Source organism: Balneatrix alpica DSM 16621 (genome assembly GCF_000619885.1).
Classification (GTDB): Bacteria; Pseudomonadota; Gammaproteobacteria; order Pseudomonadales; family Balneatricaceae; genus Balneatrix; species Balneatrix alpica.
The window spans coordinates 155522-172552 of the sequence record NZ_JHUZ01000011.1 but is presented as its reverse complement, the minus strand read 5'-3'; the positions used below and the strand labels follow the sequence as shown (position 1 = coordinate 172552).

The window sequence follows — 17031 nt, the reverse complement described above, 5'->3', positions numbered from 1 at the left end:
AGAGGGGGTCTGCGGTGAGCTGCAAAATCGGCACCTTCTCTACCTTTTTGCTGAAAAGCTAATATAACCACTGGAAATTAAAGGTGTTTGTCCTCAAGATTGGCAGGGTTATCGCTGTTAACTGAGTAATGATGCATGAGCAGAGGGCAACTCCAAGATGTACGCTCCAGCCTGCAAGGGCGTTATCGCCGCCATCTGCTGAGCGTTATTTTACCCTTCTCGTTGCTCTTGCTTGGTTTGGCAGCACTGTTACTGTTTTTGCTGCACACCCATCAGCAGGATCTGCGTCAGATTGAACGCATTCATGAACAGGCTCTCTTTGAGTCTTATCACCAGGGCTTTGTTGCCAATCAAGAAGCGGGTCTGAAAAGTCAGGTTCGTATCAGTGAAAGTCAGCAGAAACTGTTAGGGCGTATTGATCATGCCTGGATTGATACGGTGCTGTGGCCCAACTTACAGAGCATGGGCAGTCATGGCCTCATGCTGATGTCTGCCCAGGGACAACCCCGTTTTTCTCGTTTACCTCCCGCATTAGTGACTCACGCCGAATCGGTTGAGGCTCGGTTACGGCAGGAGTTTTGGTATGTTTTTCCCCGCCTACAGGCAGCGTTAGAGTCACGTGTTGCGGCCATCTGGAGCTATAGCCGTGTGTTGTTACTGGCGGAACAACCCTTTTTGTTAGTGGTTGCGCCAGTGTTGCCGACATCGGCTATTGAAGCGCCTGAGGGGGCATTACTGTTTTCTTTTATTGATCTTAAACAGGCCTATCTCAGTGATATTCGTGAACGGGTGGGGCTGAATAGTGCAGTGTTGGGCAAGGCCAGTGCTGACTGGGGCTCAGAGAGTTTGCAGCTACTGTTGCCGGGGCAGCCTGTTGGTCAGGGAGTCATGATCAGTTGGCGCTTTGGTAGTCATGGACAGGAGATTTTTACCCAGCTCATCGACCAAATCAGTTATGTGCTCTTGGTGGTGGTGCCCCTCGTATTCTTTTTGCTCTACCGCTTATGGCAGTTGGTGCGGCGTTTATATCGCGAAGTTCAGCAGCGTAAGTTTCATGCCCAGTGGTTGCAGCTAAGGCATCAAAGCACGGCGGAGCTGTCACAACATCAAGAGCTGGATCTGGCGATGGCCAGTATTGCACGGCAGTTACAAGTATTGCTGCCGGGTGCTTTGGTGCTGGTGGAGTTGCTCGACTCTGCCGGAGCCAAGTTGCTGTCACCGATTTGTAGCGAAGCCTTGCCTGGCATTGATAGCTACCCGCAAATAGGGGAGGCGGGGCAGCGTATTCCCACGGAGCGCGCGCTCTATTTCAAGCGTCCGGAGCTGATTCAAGACTTGCAATTAGAACCTGATGCCAAAACTCAACGCTGGGCCAAACAGCATGGTTGGCAATGCCTGTGGGTGTTTCCGTTGCTGGGCAGTGGTGATACCCCACAAGGCTGTTTGAGTATTTTGTTTGCTAGTAGTCAGCAACCCCAGGCCAATGAATTTGAGCATTTGGTGGCATTGGCGCAGGTGCTGGGACTTGGCGTAGAGCGTATTCGCACCCAGCAGCGTCTGGCGCAGGAGCGGATTAATCTGGAGGAGGCGCAGAGCTTAGCCCGGGTCGGTAGTTGGGAATATGACTATGCCCAGGGCCGCCTGTTGTGCTCCGATCATTGGCTAAAACTGATGTGTCCGGAACAATTACCTGCTCATTTGTCAGACTTGTTACTGCGGGTGTTGCCCCAGGATCGGCAGCGGATTGAGCAGTTACATGCCAGCGAGCAAAGTTTTGAAACCGAATATCGCATTAAAGTGCGCCAACAGGTGTTAGTGGTGCATGAGCGGGTCAATGTCGAGCAGGATCAGGATGGCCTCTTAGTACGCAAACGCGGCATCGTGCAGGATGTAACCGAGAAACGCAGCCAGGATCGTCAGCAGAAACTATTGGCCTGGGTGGTAGAGCACGCCTCGGATGGCATCATGATCGCCGATAAAAACCTGAAGATTATCTATGTTAATCAAGCCTTTACGGCCATTACTGGTTATAGCAGCGATGAGGTGTTAGGCGAGTCGCCGCGGGTGTTAAGTTCGCATCAGCACGATGCAGAGTTCTATGCGCGGATGTGGCGCGATCTGTTTAGTGATGGCCTCTGGCAGGGGGAAATCTATAACCGCCGTAAGAATGGTGAGGTCTATCCAGAATGGCTGACTATTTCGGCAATTAAGGATAGTTACGGACATATTACCCATTTTGCTGGGGTGTTCGCTGACATTAGTACGCGAAAAGCGCAGGAGCAGGCCCTCGCCTATCAGGCTCAGCACGATATGTTGACGGGTCTGTTAAACCGAACGGGCTTTCAGGAGGTGTTGCAGCAGGGTGGGGAGTATCGTGCGCTGGCTTTGCTGGATTTGGATGGCTTTAAACAGGTTAATGATAGTTATGGTCATCCTCTGGGGGATGCCGTCTTGCAGCAGGTTGCCCAGCGTATGCAACAGTTGCTGCCTAAAGACCTGCCGATGGCGCGATTGGGCGGCGATGAATTTGTACTGCTGTTACAGGCTAACTATGAGGCCCAGCTGAATGCACTCTTGGCGTTGCTGAGTGAAGCGTACTGGATTGAAGAGCATGAACTGAGGGTAACGGCATCGGCTGGCGTCAGCCTGATTCCAGAACATGGTCGTGACTTTGAAGTGCTGTTTAAGCGAGCAGACATTGCGCTGTTGCATGTTAAACAACAAGGACGGCAACACTGGAGTGCCTACAGTGAAGAGTTAATGCAGGTGCGGCAGCGCCGCATTGAGCTGGAGCGTGATCTCAAGCATGCCCTGGCCGCGGATGAGTTGTCGCTGGTCTATCAACCCCAGCTCAGCATCCAGACTGGTCAGTGGGTGGGGGTGGAGGCCTTATTGCGCTGGCGTCACCCTGAGCGTGGATGGGTGAGTCCGGCAGAGTTTATCCCCTTAGCCGAAGAGACAGGCATGATTCATCCTTTGTCTGAGTGGGTATTGCTCCAGGTGTTTTCCCAGGTACGTCAATGGCAACAGGGGCCGTTGGCGGGGGTGCCCGTGGCGGTGAATATCTCGGGGATGCAATTGCGTCGTCCGCAGGCGTTAAGTTCACTACTGCAACGGCTGTTGCGTCAGACTGGTCTGCCAGCATCGCTGTTTAAGCTTGAGGTAACGGAAGGCAGCCTGATTCAGAATGTGGAAGAGACTAGCCGGGTGTTGCAGGATTTACGTGAGTTTGGTTTTGCTATTTCGGTAGATGATTTTGGTACCGGATACTCCTCCCTTAGCTATTTGCATCGTTTTCCACTGGATCAGCTCAAGGTCGATAAGTCCTTTATTGACCTGTTGTTGGTGTCAGAAGCGGGGGAAACCCTGGTGCGTACCATCCTGACTTTGGGCCATAACCTGGGTATGGCAGTGATTGCGGAAGGGGTGGAGGAGCAAGCCCAGGCCGAGCGCTTGCTCAGTCTGGGCTGTGGTCAAATCCAGGGCTATTGGTTTGCCAAACCACTGGCAGCGGAGGAGCTGCTGGCGTTGGCACAGCGCCATCAAGTGGCTGCCTGGCGTTTACCTGGCGCATCTAGCGAAGAAGGGGTTTAAGCGACTTCTTCTCCCTGGGCTTTTTCCCAGAGTTCATACCAATCCAAACGAGACAACCTTAGCTCACAGGCCTGCCGATAGCCTTGGAGGCGCTCTTCTTTAAAACTGCCCACCAAGGGGAGGCCGGCGGCTGGATGATGCATGACCCAGGCCAGAGCCACCGCATCAAGGGTACAACCCAACTCTTTTGCCATGCGGGTCAGGCTTTGTAGTAAAGGATGCTCAGGCTGTTTGAATAACTGCGCACCACCCAAGGGTGACCAATACATCGGGGTAATGCCACGTAGCTGCATCTGGCTGAGCTGGCCGTTATCGAGGGGTGCGCGGGCAAGCAAAGAGAACTCGATCTGATTGGTGACCAGCGGCATCGGCAGGGCTTGCTGCAACAGCTCAAACTGCGCGGGCAAATAATTGGATACCCCGAAGTAGCGTACCTTGCCCTGTTGGAGCAGCTGGGTAAATGCCTGGGCGACTTCCTCGGGTTGTTGCAGCGGGTCAGGGCGATGGAGCAACAGCAGGTCAAGTTGTTCACAGCCTAGCCGCTGCAGAATGCCATCGACCGAGTCGAGGATATAGCCTGCCTCATTGTTGTAGTGTTTGACCCTGTCACTGGGGGCCTGCCACTGGTGACGAATGCCGCACTTGCTAATCAGCTGCATTTGCTGACGTAATTGCGGCTGGCTTTTTAGTACCTCACCAAAGCGTCGCTCTACCTCATTGCTGCCGTAAATATCGGCATGGTCAAAGGTGGTAAAGCCCTCTTCCAGGCGTTGCATTAGCCAATGGCTTAATGCTTGGGTATTGGCCAGCTCTGGCTGCTCGCACAGACGCATCATGCCGAGAATTACGGGTGCCAGGTTTAGATCGGTAAAGGGGAGAGTGCGTGGTGTCATGCTGTTGGGTTCACTCACGTTGTCATTAAGAATGCGAAAAAAAAGGCGGCTTGCGCCGCCTACAGGAGTCTCACCATGCTACTGGGAAAGCACATCGCGAGGTGAAAAAATCTTCAGGGTATTGGTGCAGCCTTGTTGCCACATAATGTTGCCTTTAGTCAGGATGACGATGTCATCCATCGCAACAGCACCCTTCTTAACCAGGAGTTCAGCAACGTCGCGCAAAATGGCTTCTTCGCTCTGGTCTGTAGAGTCATAGAAGACGGGCATCACGCCACGGAACAGCGCCATGCGGCGCAGGGCCTTGTCGTGGTGGGACAGGCCAAAAATCGGTAAGCCGGAGCTGATGCGGGACATCCACTGCGGTGTGGAGCCGCTTTCGGTCAGGGTGACGATGGCCTTCACGCCGCGCAGGTGGTTAGCGGTATACATGGCCGCCATGGCAATGGCTTCGTCTTTGCGCTTGAACGTGGTATTGACCCGATGCTTGGAGCGGTAGGCGCTGGGGTGCTGCTCAGCCCCTACACAGGCACGGGCCATGGCTTGTACTGCTTCTACCGGGAAGGAGCCTGCGGCGGATTCTGCCGACAGCATCACCGCATCGGTACCGTCCAGTACTGCGTTGGCCACGTCCATCACTTCTGCGCGGGTGGGCATCGGGCTTTGAATCATTGACTCCATCATCTGGGTCGCGGTGATGACCATCCGATCCAGAGTGCGGGCGCGGGAAATCAGGTGTTTTTGCACCCCGACCAGGCGCGCATCGCCAATTTCCACGCCGAGATCGCCACGGGCCACCATCACGGCATCAGAAGCGAGGATGATTTGATCCAGTACTTCAAAGTCATTCACCGCATCGGCGCGTTCAATTTTGGCAACGATACCGGCCTGACAGTCTTCCTGTTGCAGCAGGCGACGGGCCTCTTCGATATCTTCGGCGCAGCGGGGGAAGGATACGGCGATGTAGTCCAGCCCCAGACTGGCTGCCAGTTTGATATCTACGCGGTCTTTGTCGGTCAGCGCAGGGGCAGACAGGCCACCGCCTTCACGGTTAATGCCCTTGTTGTTCGACAGTTTGCCGCCAATCTCCGTACGGCAGTGCAGGGCTGAGCCCTTGACCTCTTCCACCACCAACACCACGCGACCGTCGTCCAGCAGCAGGCGATCGCCTGGGCGGCAGTCACTGGCCAGGGCTTTATAATCCACCCCGACCTGTTGCTGGTTGCCGGCGTCACGCTCAAGGCTGGTATCAAGGATAAACTTGTCGCCGTTTTGCAGCTCAATTGGGCCGTTAGCAAAACGGGCGATGCGGATTTTAGGGCCTTGCAGGTCGCCCAAGATGGCCACGTGACAACCGAGTTCGGCAGAGAGCTGCCGCACCAGTTCAGTACGCTGACGGTGCTCCTCGGGGCTGCCGTGGGAGAAGTTCAGGCGTACAACGTTCACCCCTGCGCTGAGCAGGCGGCGTAACACTTCGGGTTTTTCACTGGCGGGGCCCAGGGTGGCAACAATCTTGGTACGACGCATTCAAGCTTTCCTCTCAAAACTACGGTCTGGCAATCAAACAGGGCAGTATGCTACTGCCCGTCGATCCCTTATTTGGCTGCCATCAGGGCCAGGGTGTTATCCAGCATGCGGTTGGAGAAGCCCCACTCGTTGTCATACCAGGCCAGTACCTTAACCAGATTGCCGTTGACACGGGTCTGGGTGGAGTCAAAGGTGGAAGAACGTGAGCAGTGGTTAAAATCGACAGAAACCAGCGGCAGTTCGTTATAGTCCAGTACGCCTAGCTTACCCATCTCGCCTTCGGCAGCGGCGCGCATAATATCATTGACTTCCTGTTTGCTGGTGGGGCGGCTGGCAACAAAAGACAAGTCCACCAGAGAAACGTTAATGGTTGGTACGCGGACGGCGAAACCATCCAGACGGCCATTTAGCTCTGGCAGTACCAAACCTACCGCTGCTGCGGCACCGGTTTTGGTGGGAATCATGGATTGAGTGGCCGAGCGGGCACGGTACATATCGGTGTGGTACACATCGCTCAGGTTCTGGTCATTGGTATAGGCGTGGATGGTGGTCATCAGACCATTTTCGATGCCGATACTGTTGTGCAGCGCCTGGGCCACCGGCGCCAAACAGTTGGTGGTGCAGGAGGCATTGGAAATAATGGTATCGGAAGATTTCAGTACCTGATGGTTGACGCCGTATACCACGGTGGCATCCACGTCGGTGCCAGGGGCAGAAATAATGACTTTTTTCGCCCCCGCTTCCAGATGCAGTGCGGCTTTTTCGCGCTTGGTGAACAGGCCGGTACATTCGTAGACCACATCCACATCCAGTTCTTTCCAGTTCAGTTTGGCGGGGTCACGCTCACTGGAAACCACAATGCGGTCGCCGTTGACGATCAAGGCGTTGTCTTCCACTTTTACATCGGCATTAAAGCGGCCGTGGACGGTGTCATATTGAGTCAGGTGCGCATTGATTTTGGCGTCGCCCAGGTCATTGATGGCAACAATCTGGATGTCTTTGCGATAGTTGTTTTCGTAGAGGGCACGCAGAACATTGCGGCCAATACGACCATAACCGTTGATAGCTACACGAATAGTCACTGCTGAATCCTCGCACTTGCATCTAGTAGTAGGTGTTGTTCTTGGTTTTGTAAGAACATTACATCTTAATAAGCTTTTTTTCTACTTTTGGAGCAGACCAAGATCAATTTTTTTAGTAATATTACCAAAAATTTGCTGCTGCCAGATCTGGAGTACCCCTATGCATCCTAGCTTAGTCGCCATCACCGAGCGCATTCGCCAGCGCAGTCAGGCCAGCCGTGCCGCCTATCTCGCCACCATGCAGGCCCAGGAGCGTCAGGGCCCGCACCGTGGGCAGTTGGGGTGTGGCAATTTGGCCCATGGTTTTGCGGCCTGCAATCAGGGTGATAAGAACACCCTGCGTATGATGAATCAGGCCAACCTGGCGATTGTTTCTGCTTATAACGACATGTTGTCGGCACACCAGCCCTTTGAGCATTATCCCGCGCTGATTCGTCAGGCAGCCCATGAGATGGGCTGCGTCGCCCAGTTTGCTGGTGGGGTACCGGCAATGTGTGATGGGGTGACTCAGGGTGAAGCCGGGATGGAGCTGTCGCTGTTTTCCCGTGATGTGATTGCCATGTCGACCGCTATAGCGCTGTCGCACAACATGTTTGATGCTGCCCTTTATTTAGGGGTGTGCGATAAGATTGTGCCGGGTTTATTAATCGGCGCCCTGCGTTTTGGTCATTTGCCGGGTGTGTTTGTGCCGGCAGGTCCTATGCCTTCAGGCTTGCCGAATAAAGAAAAAGCGCGGATTCGCCAGCTCTATGCCGAGGGCAAGATTGGTCGGGATGAGCTGTTAGAAGCAGAGTCTGCCTCCTATCACAGTGCCGGTACCTGCACCTTTTATGGCACTGCCAACTCCAACCAGCTGCTGGTTGAGGTGATGGGGCTGCACCTGCCGGGAGCGGCCTTTGTTAATCCTGGTCAGCCCCTGCGTGATGAGCTGACCGCTGAGGCGACCCGTCAGGCTATTCGCAATACGGCACTGAATGGGCGCTTCCGTCCCCTGTATGAAATCGTTGATGAGAAAGTTATCGTCAACTCCATGGTGGCCTTAATGGCGACCGGTGGTTCGACCAACCACACCCTGCATTTAATTGCCATTGCCGCCGCTGCGGGTGTGCAGATCAACTGGCAGGACTTCGACGAACTGTCCGATATCACCCCGCTGTTGTGCCGTATCTATCCTAATGGTCAGGCGGATGTGAACCACTTCCATGCTGCTGGTGGCACGCCTTACCTGATTCGTGAACTGCTTGATGCCGGCTTATTGCATGAAGACGTGAAAACTGTGGTTGGGGATTCTCTACGGGATTACGCCCGCGAGGCTTTCCTGCAGGAAGGCAAGTTGATTTGGAAGCCTGCTCCCACACATAGCCACGATGAAGCGGTGTTACGCCCTGCCACCCAGCCTTTTAGCGCCGATGGGGGGTTGAAACTGTTGCAGGGGAACTTGGGCCGTGGCGTGATCAAAATTTCTGCGGTCGCTCCTGAACATCAAGTGGTTGAAGCGCCTGCCAAAATCTTCCACAGTCAGCAAGCCCTGGCGGATGCCTTTAAGCGTGGTGAATTGGAATGTGACTTCATCGCGGTGGTGCGTTTCCAGGGGCCGGCGGCTTGTGGCATGCCGGAGCTGCACAAACTGACGCCCTATCTGGGAGTACTGCAGGATAAAGGCTTTAAGGTGGCACTGGTCACCGACGGGCGGATGTCCGGTGCATCCGGTAAGGTGCCCGCCGCGATTCATGTTTGCCCGGAGGCCAGCCAAGGCGGCCCTCTGGCACGGGTGCAGGAAGGGGATGTGATTCGTCTGGATGCCCGTAGCGGTGACTTACAGCTATTGGTGGATGATGCCACCTTGGCTGCTCGTGAGCCGGTAGTGGCTGATCTGAGTGACGTGCAGCAGGGTACCGGACGTGAGCTCTTTGGCTGGATGCGTCAGTCCGTCAGCGCGGCGGAACAAGGGGCAACGGTCTTTACCCAGTTGGAGGCCTATCGTGGCTAAGTATGCACTTGTGGGTGACATTGGTGGTACCAACGCCCGTTTTGCCTTAGTGCAGTCCGGCAGTACCCAATTGCAGCAGGTGCGGGTGCTAGCCTGCGCCGACTACAGCAATCTGGATTCAGCGGTAGTGGCTTACCTGGCCCAAGTGGGGGAGCAGGTAGAGGAAGCCTGTTTGGCCTTTGCCTGTCCGGTGCATGCGGATTGGATTCAGATGACCAATAACCATTGGTGCTTTAGCAAGGCGGAGATGCAAAGCAAGCTGCAACTGCGCACCTTTAAAGTACTGAACGACTTCACTGCCATGGCGCTGGGTATGCCCCAGGTTGACGCCAGTGGTCTGCTGCAGGTTGGTGGCGGTGAGGGCATGGCTGGGCGTCCCCGTTTGGTGATCGGGCCGGGTACCGGGCTTGGTGTCTCCGCATTGGTGCCTTCGGCGCTGGGCTGGATTCCCCTGGCGGCGGAAGGTGGTCATGTCAGTTGGCCGATTACCAGCGAGTGGGAGCTACAGCTATGGCAGCACCTGAAAAGCCTGCACAGTCGTATCTCTGCTGAGCGTCTGCTCAGCGGCGCAGGTCTGTTGCTGCTGTATCAGGCTTATGCTGCACTGCGTCAGCAACCCTGTCATTTGGATTCCCCTGCTAAGGTGACGGAGGCAGCATTAGCGGCCACGGATCAGTTGGCGGTAGAGGTGCTGGAGCATTTTTGTCGGGTGCTGGGGGAAGTGGCGGGTAATGCCGCCCTGACCATCGGTACCCTGGGAGGCGTGTACATTTGCGGTGGTATTGTGCCGCGTTTCCCCGAGTTTTTTGCCAAGAGTGGTTTCCGTCAGGCCTTTGAGGCGAAAGGACGGATGCAATCCTATATGGAGGCCATGCCGGTATGGTTAGTCAATGCGGAATACCCCGGTTTGTTAGGGGCTGCCGCCGGTTTGGCCAACCAGGCCGTATCCTGATTTAGCTTGTGTTGACTGGAGGGGAGGGATCCCCTGTGCCTTATGCCGAAGGTTACGACCTTCGGCTTTTTTTTGGTCGTTTTAGCGCTTATGTATAAGACTACCGGCCAGAGTACTGGCAGGTGTTTACTGCTTCGCCAACGAGCGGTAGCTGGATTGCAACCTAAAAGGCTAACAATATGGAACTTGATATCCGCACACTGGCATTTGTCACCACGCTTTTCTCGGCTTTATTTGCGCTTGGATTGATCACAGTGTTTTGGGCACAGCGCCATGCTGGTATTGCAGGGGTAGGAATGGCAGCCCTGGCCTGCTCCAGTATTGCCTTAGGTTTTTTCCTATTAGGACTACGCCATCTGATTCCCCATTTCTTTTCAATCTTGCTCGCTAATGGCCTGTTGTTTTTAGGGGGGCACCTCCTGCTGGAGATGGCGGTGCGTCTAGCCAATATTGAGCCACTGCGTTGGCGCTATGCGGGGCTGACGTTGATTGGGGTGGGATTAGTGCTGTTTGCTTACTTCACCTACGGTAATGAAAACGTAGTGGCGCGCATTGTGGTGATTTCACTGGCGTTGGGTGCCTTTACCGCTATGGCCGCGTGGTTGTTGTGGCAGCATGGTGGCGATTTGGCCCAGCGTTGTCTCGCTAGTATTTTGGTGTTATTTGCTGCTTTCATGTTGCTAAGAGTGATCTGGACCTTGGCGGGGGAGGGCATTCAGGACTTTATGAGTGCCGGACTAATGCAGGCCCTGGCATTTTTAACCATGATCTCCTTGGTGGCGGGGGTCAGCTTTACCGTGGTGTGGGTGGTGTCCAGTCGTCTGCAGAAAAAGCTAAATCAACTGGAGCGAGTGGATGTGCTGACGGGCACCCTGCATCGGGCAGTGATTCAGCAAATCACTGAGCGCTTGATTGAGCAGCGTAATCGCACGGCCCTGGTGTACTGCGATATTAATAGCTTTGCCGAGCTGAACCTGGTGTATGGCAATGCCACCGGTGATGCGGTATTGGCCAAGGTAGGGCAGACCCTGTCCAGCTGTTTGCAGGCCTCGGAATATATCGGTCGTCTGGGGGATGACAAGTTCCTGGTGGTGTTACCCAATGCTTCAGAAACACAGGCGCAGTTGCGTGCCCAGCAGCTGCAGCAATCAATTGTCGCAATGAACTACCATGCTGGCAGTCAGCCAGTGAGTGTCTCGATTCGGGCAGCGCTACTGATCGTAACGGAGAAGCACAGTTGGCCTCAGCTGATCATGCGTCTGGAGGAAGCAAGCCGGCTGCATAAGCAGGCGGAGCGTGCGCAAAGTCAGGTGCAATGGGTGGAAATGGATAATGGATGAGGTAAAAGGCGCAACCTGACCCTCGCACTGGCAGAGCCAGGTTGCGCAAACTGAAGAGGTACCCATGGGTTTAAGCCAGTCCACCTCGGTGCCCATCACTGAGGTGGCAGTACAGGCGCGGTTAAGCGCCTGACATCTCCTTTATTTCGTCTTAAAAGAACTGTTTGCTGTAGGACATCATCACCTTCAGATCGCGGCGGTCTTTATTCGGCCAAATACCGCTGTTACCTGCGCTGGGGCTGACGATGTTGTAGTTGGTGTAGTGGGCATTAATCCCCAGGCCTTTGAGCGGACCATCCTGCAGGGTGTAGCCGAGGTCGAGGTTCAGGGCCCACTCTTTGCCATCTTTCGAGGCTACCGATCCATCGGCATTACGATAGGTGATATTGCTGCCTTTCATCAGATTGGTGCCAGCAGTCAAACCGGGATAACCGAGGCTGGCAAAGTCATATTTCACCCCAAGGTTGTAGGCACGCTCACCGTCATAGGCCCAGTCGCTGATGGAGTTCCACCAGTAATCCAGGCGGCCGCCCACTTTGCCGTAGGAGCCATCCCCCAGCATACGGGGGATAAATACCCCTACGCCGCCATTGTCAGCCTTGGCGGTGGTTTGAATGTATTCGGCACTGAAGGTCCAGGGGCCGTGATTCAGGGCAGCACTGAGCACTTCCTGATGGCCGGTGCCTTCCCAGGGTTTGGCGCCAGAGCTTTCCCACAGATCGCCGCCTTTTTTACCGGCATAGTACTGGCCGTTGATATCCAGCTTGGTTTGATCATCGATCTGGAAGCTGTGGCCTACTTTTGCCATATAGCGGTCCATAAAGTCTTTGGATTGACCAAAACCGCCCTCTACGTAGAAGCCATTGTCCAGGCTGTACTTGGCACCAAAGCTATGGACGTAGTCGATCTCTTTGCTGCCAGCGGTAAATTTATGGTAATCCCGCGCCCAGGGCTCACGGAACTCGTTGGCCCAGCCATAGGCGAGATCCAGGTTTTTCACTTTGCCAGTGATGTTAAAGCCTTGATAGGTGCCGGGGAAAATACTCCAGACATCGCCGAGTACACCGATGCCGCCCATGCCGACATAACCGGCTTTGACGTTGGCCTGATAGTCCCCCTCACCAAACTTGGCCTTTAAATAAGCACGACCGAGCAAGGCGTAGCTGGCGTCGGGTTTCCAGTCGCCCTTGGCGCCGCAGAGCGCCATTTCCGAGCAGTTGCCGTCTTCGGTGATAGGGGTGCCGGAATAGAGGGAGGCGTCAAAACCGATCGTATCGGCAATGTAGCCCGAGCTGAAATCCAACCCCAGGCTAAGGGTGTCATGATTAAGGTTGGGTTTGTATTGGCCACTGGCATCCTTCTGGGTGCGGTTGCGGTGGAACCAGTTCAGACTGCCGCTTAGGTGGCTGTCATCGATAAAAGGATTGCCGCTTTCGGCCTGGGCCTGTACTGGGGCGCCGAGCGCTACCAGGGTTGCCAGTGCCAAGGGGGACAGGGTGAAAAGCACTTTATTGTTGTTATGCATCGAAGCTTTCTCCGCATGAAGCTTAGGTTAAAGGAATGGGAAAAAGGGCTCCCCGAAGGAAGCCAAGCACTCGTGGTACAACCCACTGCCGGATGGCAGCAGGCAAGGGTTGACTGCCGTGGCAGTCGCCCCCGGCAACACCGGGGGAAGCGAATTAACTGTGCAGGTGGCAGCGCACATAGTGGTTCTCCGCCAACTGTTTAGCGTCTGGTAAGTGCCGCCTGCAGGCTTCACCGGCATGCAGACAGCGGCTGGCAAAGGGGCAGCCTTCGCTGGCAGCTGTCCACAGGGGGATGTCACCCTTACGTCCCCCTTCCAGGGGTTGCATGATGGAGCGGCCGGCCTCAGGCACGGCGGAAAGCAGCAACTGGGTGTAGGGGTGGGCGGGGTGATCAATCAGGCTGGCGGTGTCGCCCCATTCGACCATGTGGCCGACATACATCACTGCGGTGTCTTCAGCGAAGTAGCGCGCCGTGGCCAGGTCATGGGTGATGTAGAGAAAGGCTAATTTTTCTTGCTGTTTGAGATCTTCCAGCAAATTCAGAATGCCCAGACGCAGGGATACATCCAGCATGGAGGTGGGTTCATCGGCCAGAATGACCTTGGCGCCCACCGCCAGGATGCGGGCAATATTGACCCGTTGGCGCTGTCCCCCGGAGAGCTGATGGGGAAATTTCTCTGCTGTTGCCTGTGCCGGGGTTAGGCCGACCCGCTCCAGTAGGTGGAGGACTTCCTGCTCCAGCGCCGCTCCTTTTAAACGACGGTGCAATTGCAGCGGGCGCGCCAGGTGATAGCGAATGGTATGGGTCGGATTCAAGGAGCCGAAGGGGTCCTGAAAGATCATCTGCACGGCACGGCGATAGGCGAGTTGTTCGGTGCGGCTGCCGTGGCGTAAAGGCGCAATATCCTGGCCGCGGTAGCGAATTTCGCCGCTACTTGGCGGATACATCAGGGTAATCAGGCGTGCGCTGGTGCTCTTGCCACTGCCGGATTCCCCCACCATGGCCAGGGCGCGGCCTGGGTAGAGGTCAAAGCTGACCTGATTGAGGGCGCGCATGCTGGCGGCTTTGCCACTGAGCTTAAAATCCTGACAGAGATTATCGACTTCTAATAAAGGCATAGCGGGATGCATCAGCTCGCCTCCTGTTGATGAGCAAGGGAACGCAAAGGAATGGCGTGGGCAGGTTGCACCAGGGGGTGCAGGTGCAGATGGCAGCGGCTGGCACGGGCTTGACTCAGATTGTGCAGCTCAGGCGCCACCTGACGGCAGAGCTCATGTACTTGCTGGCAGCGTGCTTGAAAGCGGCAACCCGGTGGGATGTTGAGCAGACTCAAGGGGCTGCCGGCAATACCGGACATGCGCTTGTGCTCCCCGTGCAGGGCAGGGAAGGAATTGGCCAGGCCCTGGGTATAGGGGTGTTGGGGCTGTTCGAAAATGGCTTTAGCCTGACCCAGCTCCACCAGTTGACCGGCGTACATGATGCCGATGCGGTCGGAGAACTCCACCATCAGGCTCAGGTCATGGGTGATAAAGAGTACGGCAAAGCCAAAACGCTCTTTTAATTCCCAGATTTTCTGCAGGATCTCACGCTGTACCACCACATCCAGGGCGGTGGTGGGCTCATCCATTACAATCAGACGGGGATTAAGGGCCAGGGCAATGGCAATCACCAGCCGCTGGCGCATGCCACCACTGAACTGGTGGGGGTAGTCATGCAGGCGTGAGGGGTGGATATCGACAATCTTCAGCAATTCTTCCGCCCTGGCCAGGGCTTCGGCCTTGTTGCGGCAAGCACCATGGCGCATCAGCACATCGCGGAATTGTTCAGAGAGTCGCAGCACCGGGTTGAGCGCATTCATCGCGCTCTGGAACACCACACTGACCTGACGCCAGCGGTAGTGGTTGAGACGTTGCTCGCTGGCACGGGCGATATCTTCTCCCTCAAACAGAATGCGACCACCGCTGACAAAGGCGGGGGGACGATGCAGTCCCGCCACCGCAAAGGCCACGGTGCTCTTGCCGCAGCCGGACTCACCGGCCAAACCAAAGACTTCGCCGGGGGCAATATTGAAGCTGACCTGCTCCACCGCCCGGACATCACCCTGCTCGGTGATGTAATCCACACAGAGATTTTCGACCTGCAGTAAGGGCGGAGTACTCATGCCTGGGCCTCCTGACGGATCGCCAGCTGCATTTGTTGCCAGCGTTTCAGGGCGCGACCATTGCGCAGGGCTGGGTTGGCAATTTCATCGACGGCAAAGTTGAGCAGCGACAGGCCTGCCCCCAGGGTGGCGATGGCAATACAGGGGGTGAGGATTTCCCACCAGGCACCTACTAACAGGGCCGAGCTGTTTTGCGCGTGGTAGAGCATGGTGCCCCAGGTCACCGCCAGAGGGTCGCCGAGGCCAATAAACTCCAGGGTGGCTTCGGTCATGATGGCGTAGATCACCGAGCCGATGAAGGTAATGCCAATGATGGAGACCAGGTTGGGCAACAGTTCACAGAACAGAATGCGCCAGGCCGGTTCACCAATCAGTTCGGCGGCGCGGACAAATTCCTTTTCCCGCAGCGCCAGGGTTTGGGCACGAATAATGCGACAGCCCCAGGCCCAGGAGGTCAGGCCGATAATCAGGCCGATAATCCAGGGGCCGACTTCCCCCAGGAAGGCAGCCAATACCAGCAACAGGGGCAGGTTGGGGATCACCAGCACCACATTGGTGAAGAAGGTGATGATCTCATCGGCTTTACCGCCGAAGTAGCCGGAACTGATACCCAGCACCACGGCCAACAGAGTGACCAGGGTGCCGGCGCCGATGCCTACCGCCAGGGAAGTGCGACCGCCGTAGAGCAGTTGCGAGTAGATGTCATAACCCATCCGCGAGGTGCCAAGCAGGTGTTGCTCGGAGGGCGGCTGGTGGGGTTTGCCCACCCGGCGCTGGGGGTCATAGTCGGTTAGCAGCGGGGCAGCCGCACTGGCGAGGATGAAGAAGCTCACCAGCACGACCCCTAGCAAAGCCTTGGGATTATTGGTTAATAGTTTGAGCAGGCTCATGCGTCACGGCCTCCAGTACGTAAGCGGGGATCTAGGTAGACATAGAGCAGGTCGGCAATCAGGTTGGCGCTGAGCATGGCCAGGGTCATGATCAGCAATTGCCCCTGAATCAGCGGGTAGTCGCGGGCCAGAATGGCCTGGTACAGGGTTAGGCCGAGGCCGGGATAGTTGAACACCACCTCGGTGATTAACGAGCCACCCATGACAAAACCTATCGCCATCGACAGGGCCGTCACACTGGGCAGGATGGCATTGCGGGCGCCGTAGTTGAGCATCACCCGCAGGTTGCTCAGACCCTTGGCGCGGCCCATGGTCAGGTAGTCTTCACCGAGCAGGTTGATCATGTTGTTGCGCATCGGCATCAGGAACCCGGCCAGTTGAATCAGGGCCAGGGTGCCCACCGGCATCACCGCGTGGACGGCAACGCTGCTGATAAAGTCGAGGTCCCAACCTGGGTCAAGGGCCGGGTTATAGGCATAGCCCACCGGCAGCCAGCCAAGCTGAATACCAAACACAAAGAGAGTCAGCAGCGAGATCACCACTGCCGGGATCGACTGCAAAATCAGGGCAGTCGGTGACAGAATCGAGTCAAAGCGACTGCCGCGATACCAGGCCGCCAGAATCCCCAGCAAACTGCCGACGACAAAGGCCAACAGGGTAGCGCTGCCCACCAGAAACAGGGTCCAGCCCAGGGCGCGACCGAGTACATCATTGACCGGCTGGGGGTAGTAACGCACCGAGGTGCCGAGATCCCAGCTAAAAACGCTTTGCAGATAAGCGAAGAATTGTTCATGCAAGGGCCCATCGACAAAACCAAAGGTGGCTTTGAGCGCGGCCATGGCAGCGGGGTCCATTACGGAGCCCGCCTGGGAAAACATCACTGTCACCGGGTCGCCCGGCATCATCCGTGGCAGCATAAAGTTAATACAGGCCGCTACCAGAAAGGCGATGCTGTAAAAACCGAGGCGTCTTAATACGTATCCCACAGTGCACCTTTTTACAGACAAAGTTACAGACAAGAGGAGGCCGCGGCCGTGGCAACGGCCTCCTTACAGGTCATTCGGGAAGGCTCCGG

12 protein-coding genes are annotated in these 17031 nt (G+C 55.9%); 4 read left to right on the top strand and 8 right to left on the bottom strand.

Going from position 1 to position 17031, the window contains the following annotated elements; genetic code table 11:
• The first annotated feature begins 135 nt into the window (after positions 1-135).
• A complete protein-coding gene (locus Q334_RS19840) occupies positions 136-3594 on the top strand; it encodes a sensor domain-containing phosphodiesterase (RefSeq protein ID WP_051527526.1) in 3459 nt (1152 codons plus the stop codon).
• Here Q334_RS19840 and Q334_RS0104840 read toward each other — a convergent pair.
• The 3 genes from Q334_RS0104840 to gap all read right to left on the bottom strand — a co-directional run bounded on the left by Q334_RS0104840 (position 3591) and on the right by gap (position 7096).
• Positions 3591-4487, bottom strand: a complete 897-nt coding sequence (locus Q334_RS0104840; protein WP_027312219.1) for an aldo/keto reductase — start codon at positions 4485-4487, stop codon at positions 3591-3593. The two genes, Q334_RS19840 and Q334_RS0104840, sit on opposite strands and share 4 nt — an antisense overlap.
• 78 nt (positions 4488-4565) lie before the next feature.
• Positions 4566-6014, bottom strand: a complete 1449-nt coding sequence (gene pyk, locus Q334_RS0104835) for a pyruvate kinase (protein WP_027312218.1) — start codon at positions 6012-6014, stop codon at positions 4566-4568.
• Between the two features lie 68 nt (positions 6015-6082).
• Entirely contained in the window at positions 6083-7096 is a 1014-nt protein-coding gene (gap, locus tag Q334_RS0104830) for a type I glyceraldehyde-3-phosphate dehydrogenase (protein ID WP_027312217.1), read from the bottom strand.
• A gap of 160 nt (positions 7097-7256) precedes the next feature.
• Here gap and edd point away from each other — a divergent pair, with 160 nt between their 5' ends.
• The 3 genes from edd to Q334_RS0104815 all read left to right on the top strand — a co-directional run bounded on the left by edd (position 7257) and on the right by Q334_RS0104815 (position 11378).
• Positions 7257-9086, top strand: a complete 1830-nt coding sequence (gene edd / locus Q334_RS0104825; RefSeq protein ID WP_027312216.1) for a phosphogluconate dehydratase — start codon at positions 7257-7259, stop codon at positions 9084-9086.
• On the top strand, positions 9079-10038 hold the full coding sequence (locus Q334_RS0104820) for a glucokinase (protein ID WP_027312215.1): 960 nt from the start codon (positions 9079-9081) through the stop codon (positions 10036-10038). Before edd ends, Q334_RS0104820 begins: the two co-directional genes overlap by 8 nt.
• Before the next feature lie 179 nt (positions 10039-10217).
• Positions 10218-11378 carry a GGDEF domain-containing protein gene (locus Q334_RS0104815; RefSeq protein ID WP_027312214.1) on the top strand — a complete coding sequence of 387 codons (1161 nt, stop codon included), beginning with the start codon at positions 10218-10220 and terminating at the stop codon, positions 11376-11378.
• A gap of 151 nt (positions 11379-11529) precedes the next feature.
• Here the strand turns inward: Q334_RS0104815 and Q334_RS0104810 are convergent, their stop codons facing one another.
• From Q334_RS0104810 to Q334_RS0104790, 5 genes are all read right to left on the bottom strand, one after another.
• Positions 11530-12903: an OprD family outer membrane porin gene (locus Q334_RS0104810; protein WP_027312213.1), complete on the bottom strand. Its 1374-nt coding sequence runs from the start codon at positions 12901-12903 to the stop codon at positions 11530-11532.
• A gap of 154 nt (positions 12904-13057) precedes the next feature.
• Positions 13058-14035 carry an ABC transporter ATP-binding protein gene (locus Q334_RS0104805; RefSeq protein WP_035460814.1) on the bottom strand — a complete coding sequence of 326 codons (978 nt, stop codon included), beginning with the start codon at positions 14033-14035 and terminating at the stop codon, positions 13058-13060.
• A complete protein-coding gene (locus Q334_RS18040) occupies positions 14035-15066 on the bottom strand; it encodes an ABC transporter ATP-binding protein (protein WP_035460812.1) in 1032 nt (343 codons plus the stop codon). Before Q334_RS18040 ends, Q334_RS0104805 begins: the two co-directional genes overlap by 1 nt.
• On the bottom strand, positions 15063-15956 hold the full coding sequence (locus Q334_RS0104795; protein WP_035460810.1) for an ABC transporter permease: 894 nt from the start codon (positions 15954-15956) through the stop codon (positions 15063-15065). The genes Q334_RS18040 and Q334_RS0104795 overlap by 4 nt, the downstream gene beginning before the upstream one ends.
• Entirely contained in the window at positions 15953-16942 is a 990-nt protein-coding gene (locus Q334_RS0104790) for an ABC transporter permease (protein ID WP_027312210.1), read from the bottom strand. The genes Q334_RS0104795 and Q334_RS0104790 overlap by 4 nt, the downstream gene beginning before the upstream one ends.
• Positions 16943-17031 lie beyond the last annotated feature (89 nt).

Excerpts from the sequence above, each read along its gene's own strand:
- Q334_RS19840 (WP_051527526.1), top strand. The coding sequence starts at position 136 with ATGAGCAGAGGGCAACTCCAAGATGTACGCTCCAGCCTGCAAGGGCGT.
- Q334_RS0104840 (WP_027312219.1), bottom strand. The coding sequence starts at position 4,487 with ATGACACCACGCACTCTCCCCTTTACCGATCTAAACCTGGCACCCGTA.
- pyk (WP_027312218.1), bottom strand. The coding sequence starts at position 6,014 with ATGCGTCGTACCAAGATTGTTGCCACCCTGGGCCCCGCCAGTGAAAAA.
- edd (WP_027312216.1), top strand. The coding sequence starts at position 7,257 with ATGCATCCTAGCTTAGTCGCCATCACCGAGCGCATTCGCCAGCGCAGT.
- Q334_RS0104815 (WP_027312214.1), top strand. The coding sequence starts at position 10,218 with ATGGAACTTGATATCCGCACACTGGCATTTGTCACCACGCTTTTCTCG.
- Q334_RS0104810 (WP_027312213.1), bottom strand. The coding sequence starts at position 12,903 with ATGCATAACAACAATAAAGTGCTTTTCACCCTGTCCCCCTTGGCACTG.
- Q334_RS0104805 (WP_035460814.1), bottom strand. The coding sequence starts at position 14,035 with ATGCATCCCGCTATGCCTTTATTAGAAGTCGATAATCTCTGTCAGGAT.
- Q334_RS18040 (WP_035460812.1), bottom strand. The coding sequence starts at position 15,066 with ATGAGTACTCCGCCCTTACTGCAGGTCGAAAATCTCTGTGTGGATTAC.
- Q334_RS0104795 (WP_035460810.1), bottom strand. The coding sequence starts at position 15,956 with ATGAGCCTGCTCAAACTATTAACCAATAATCCCAAGGCTTTGCTAGGG.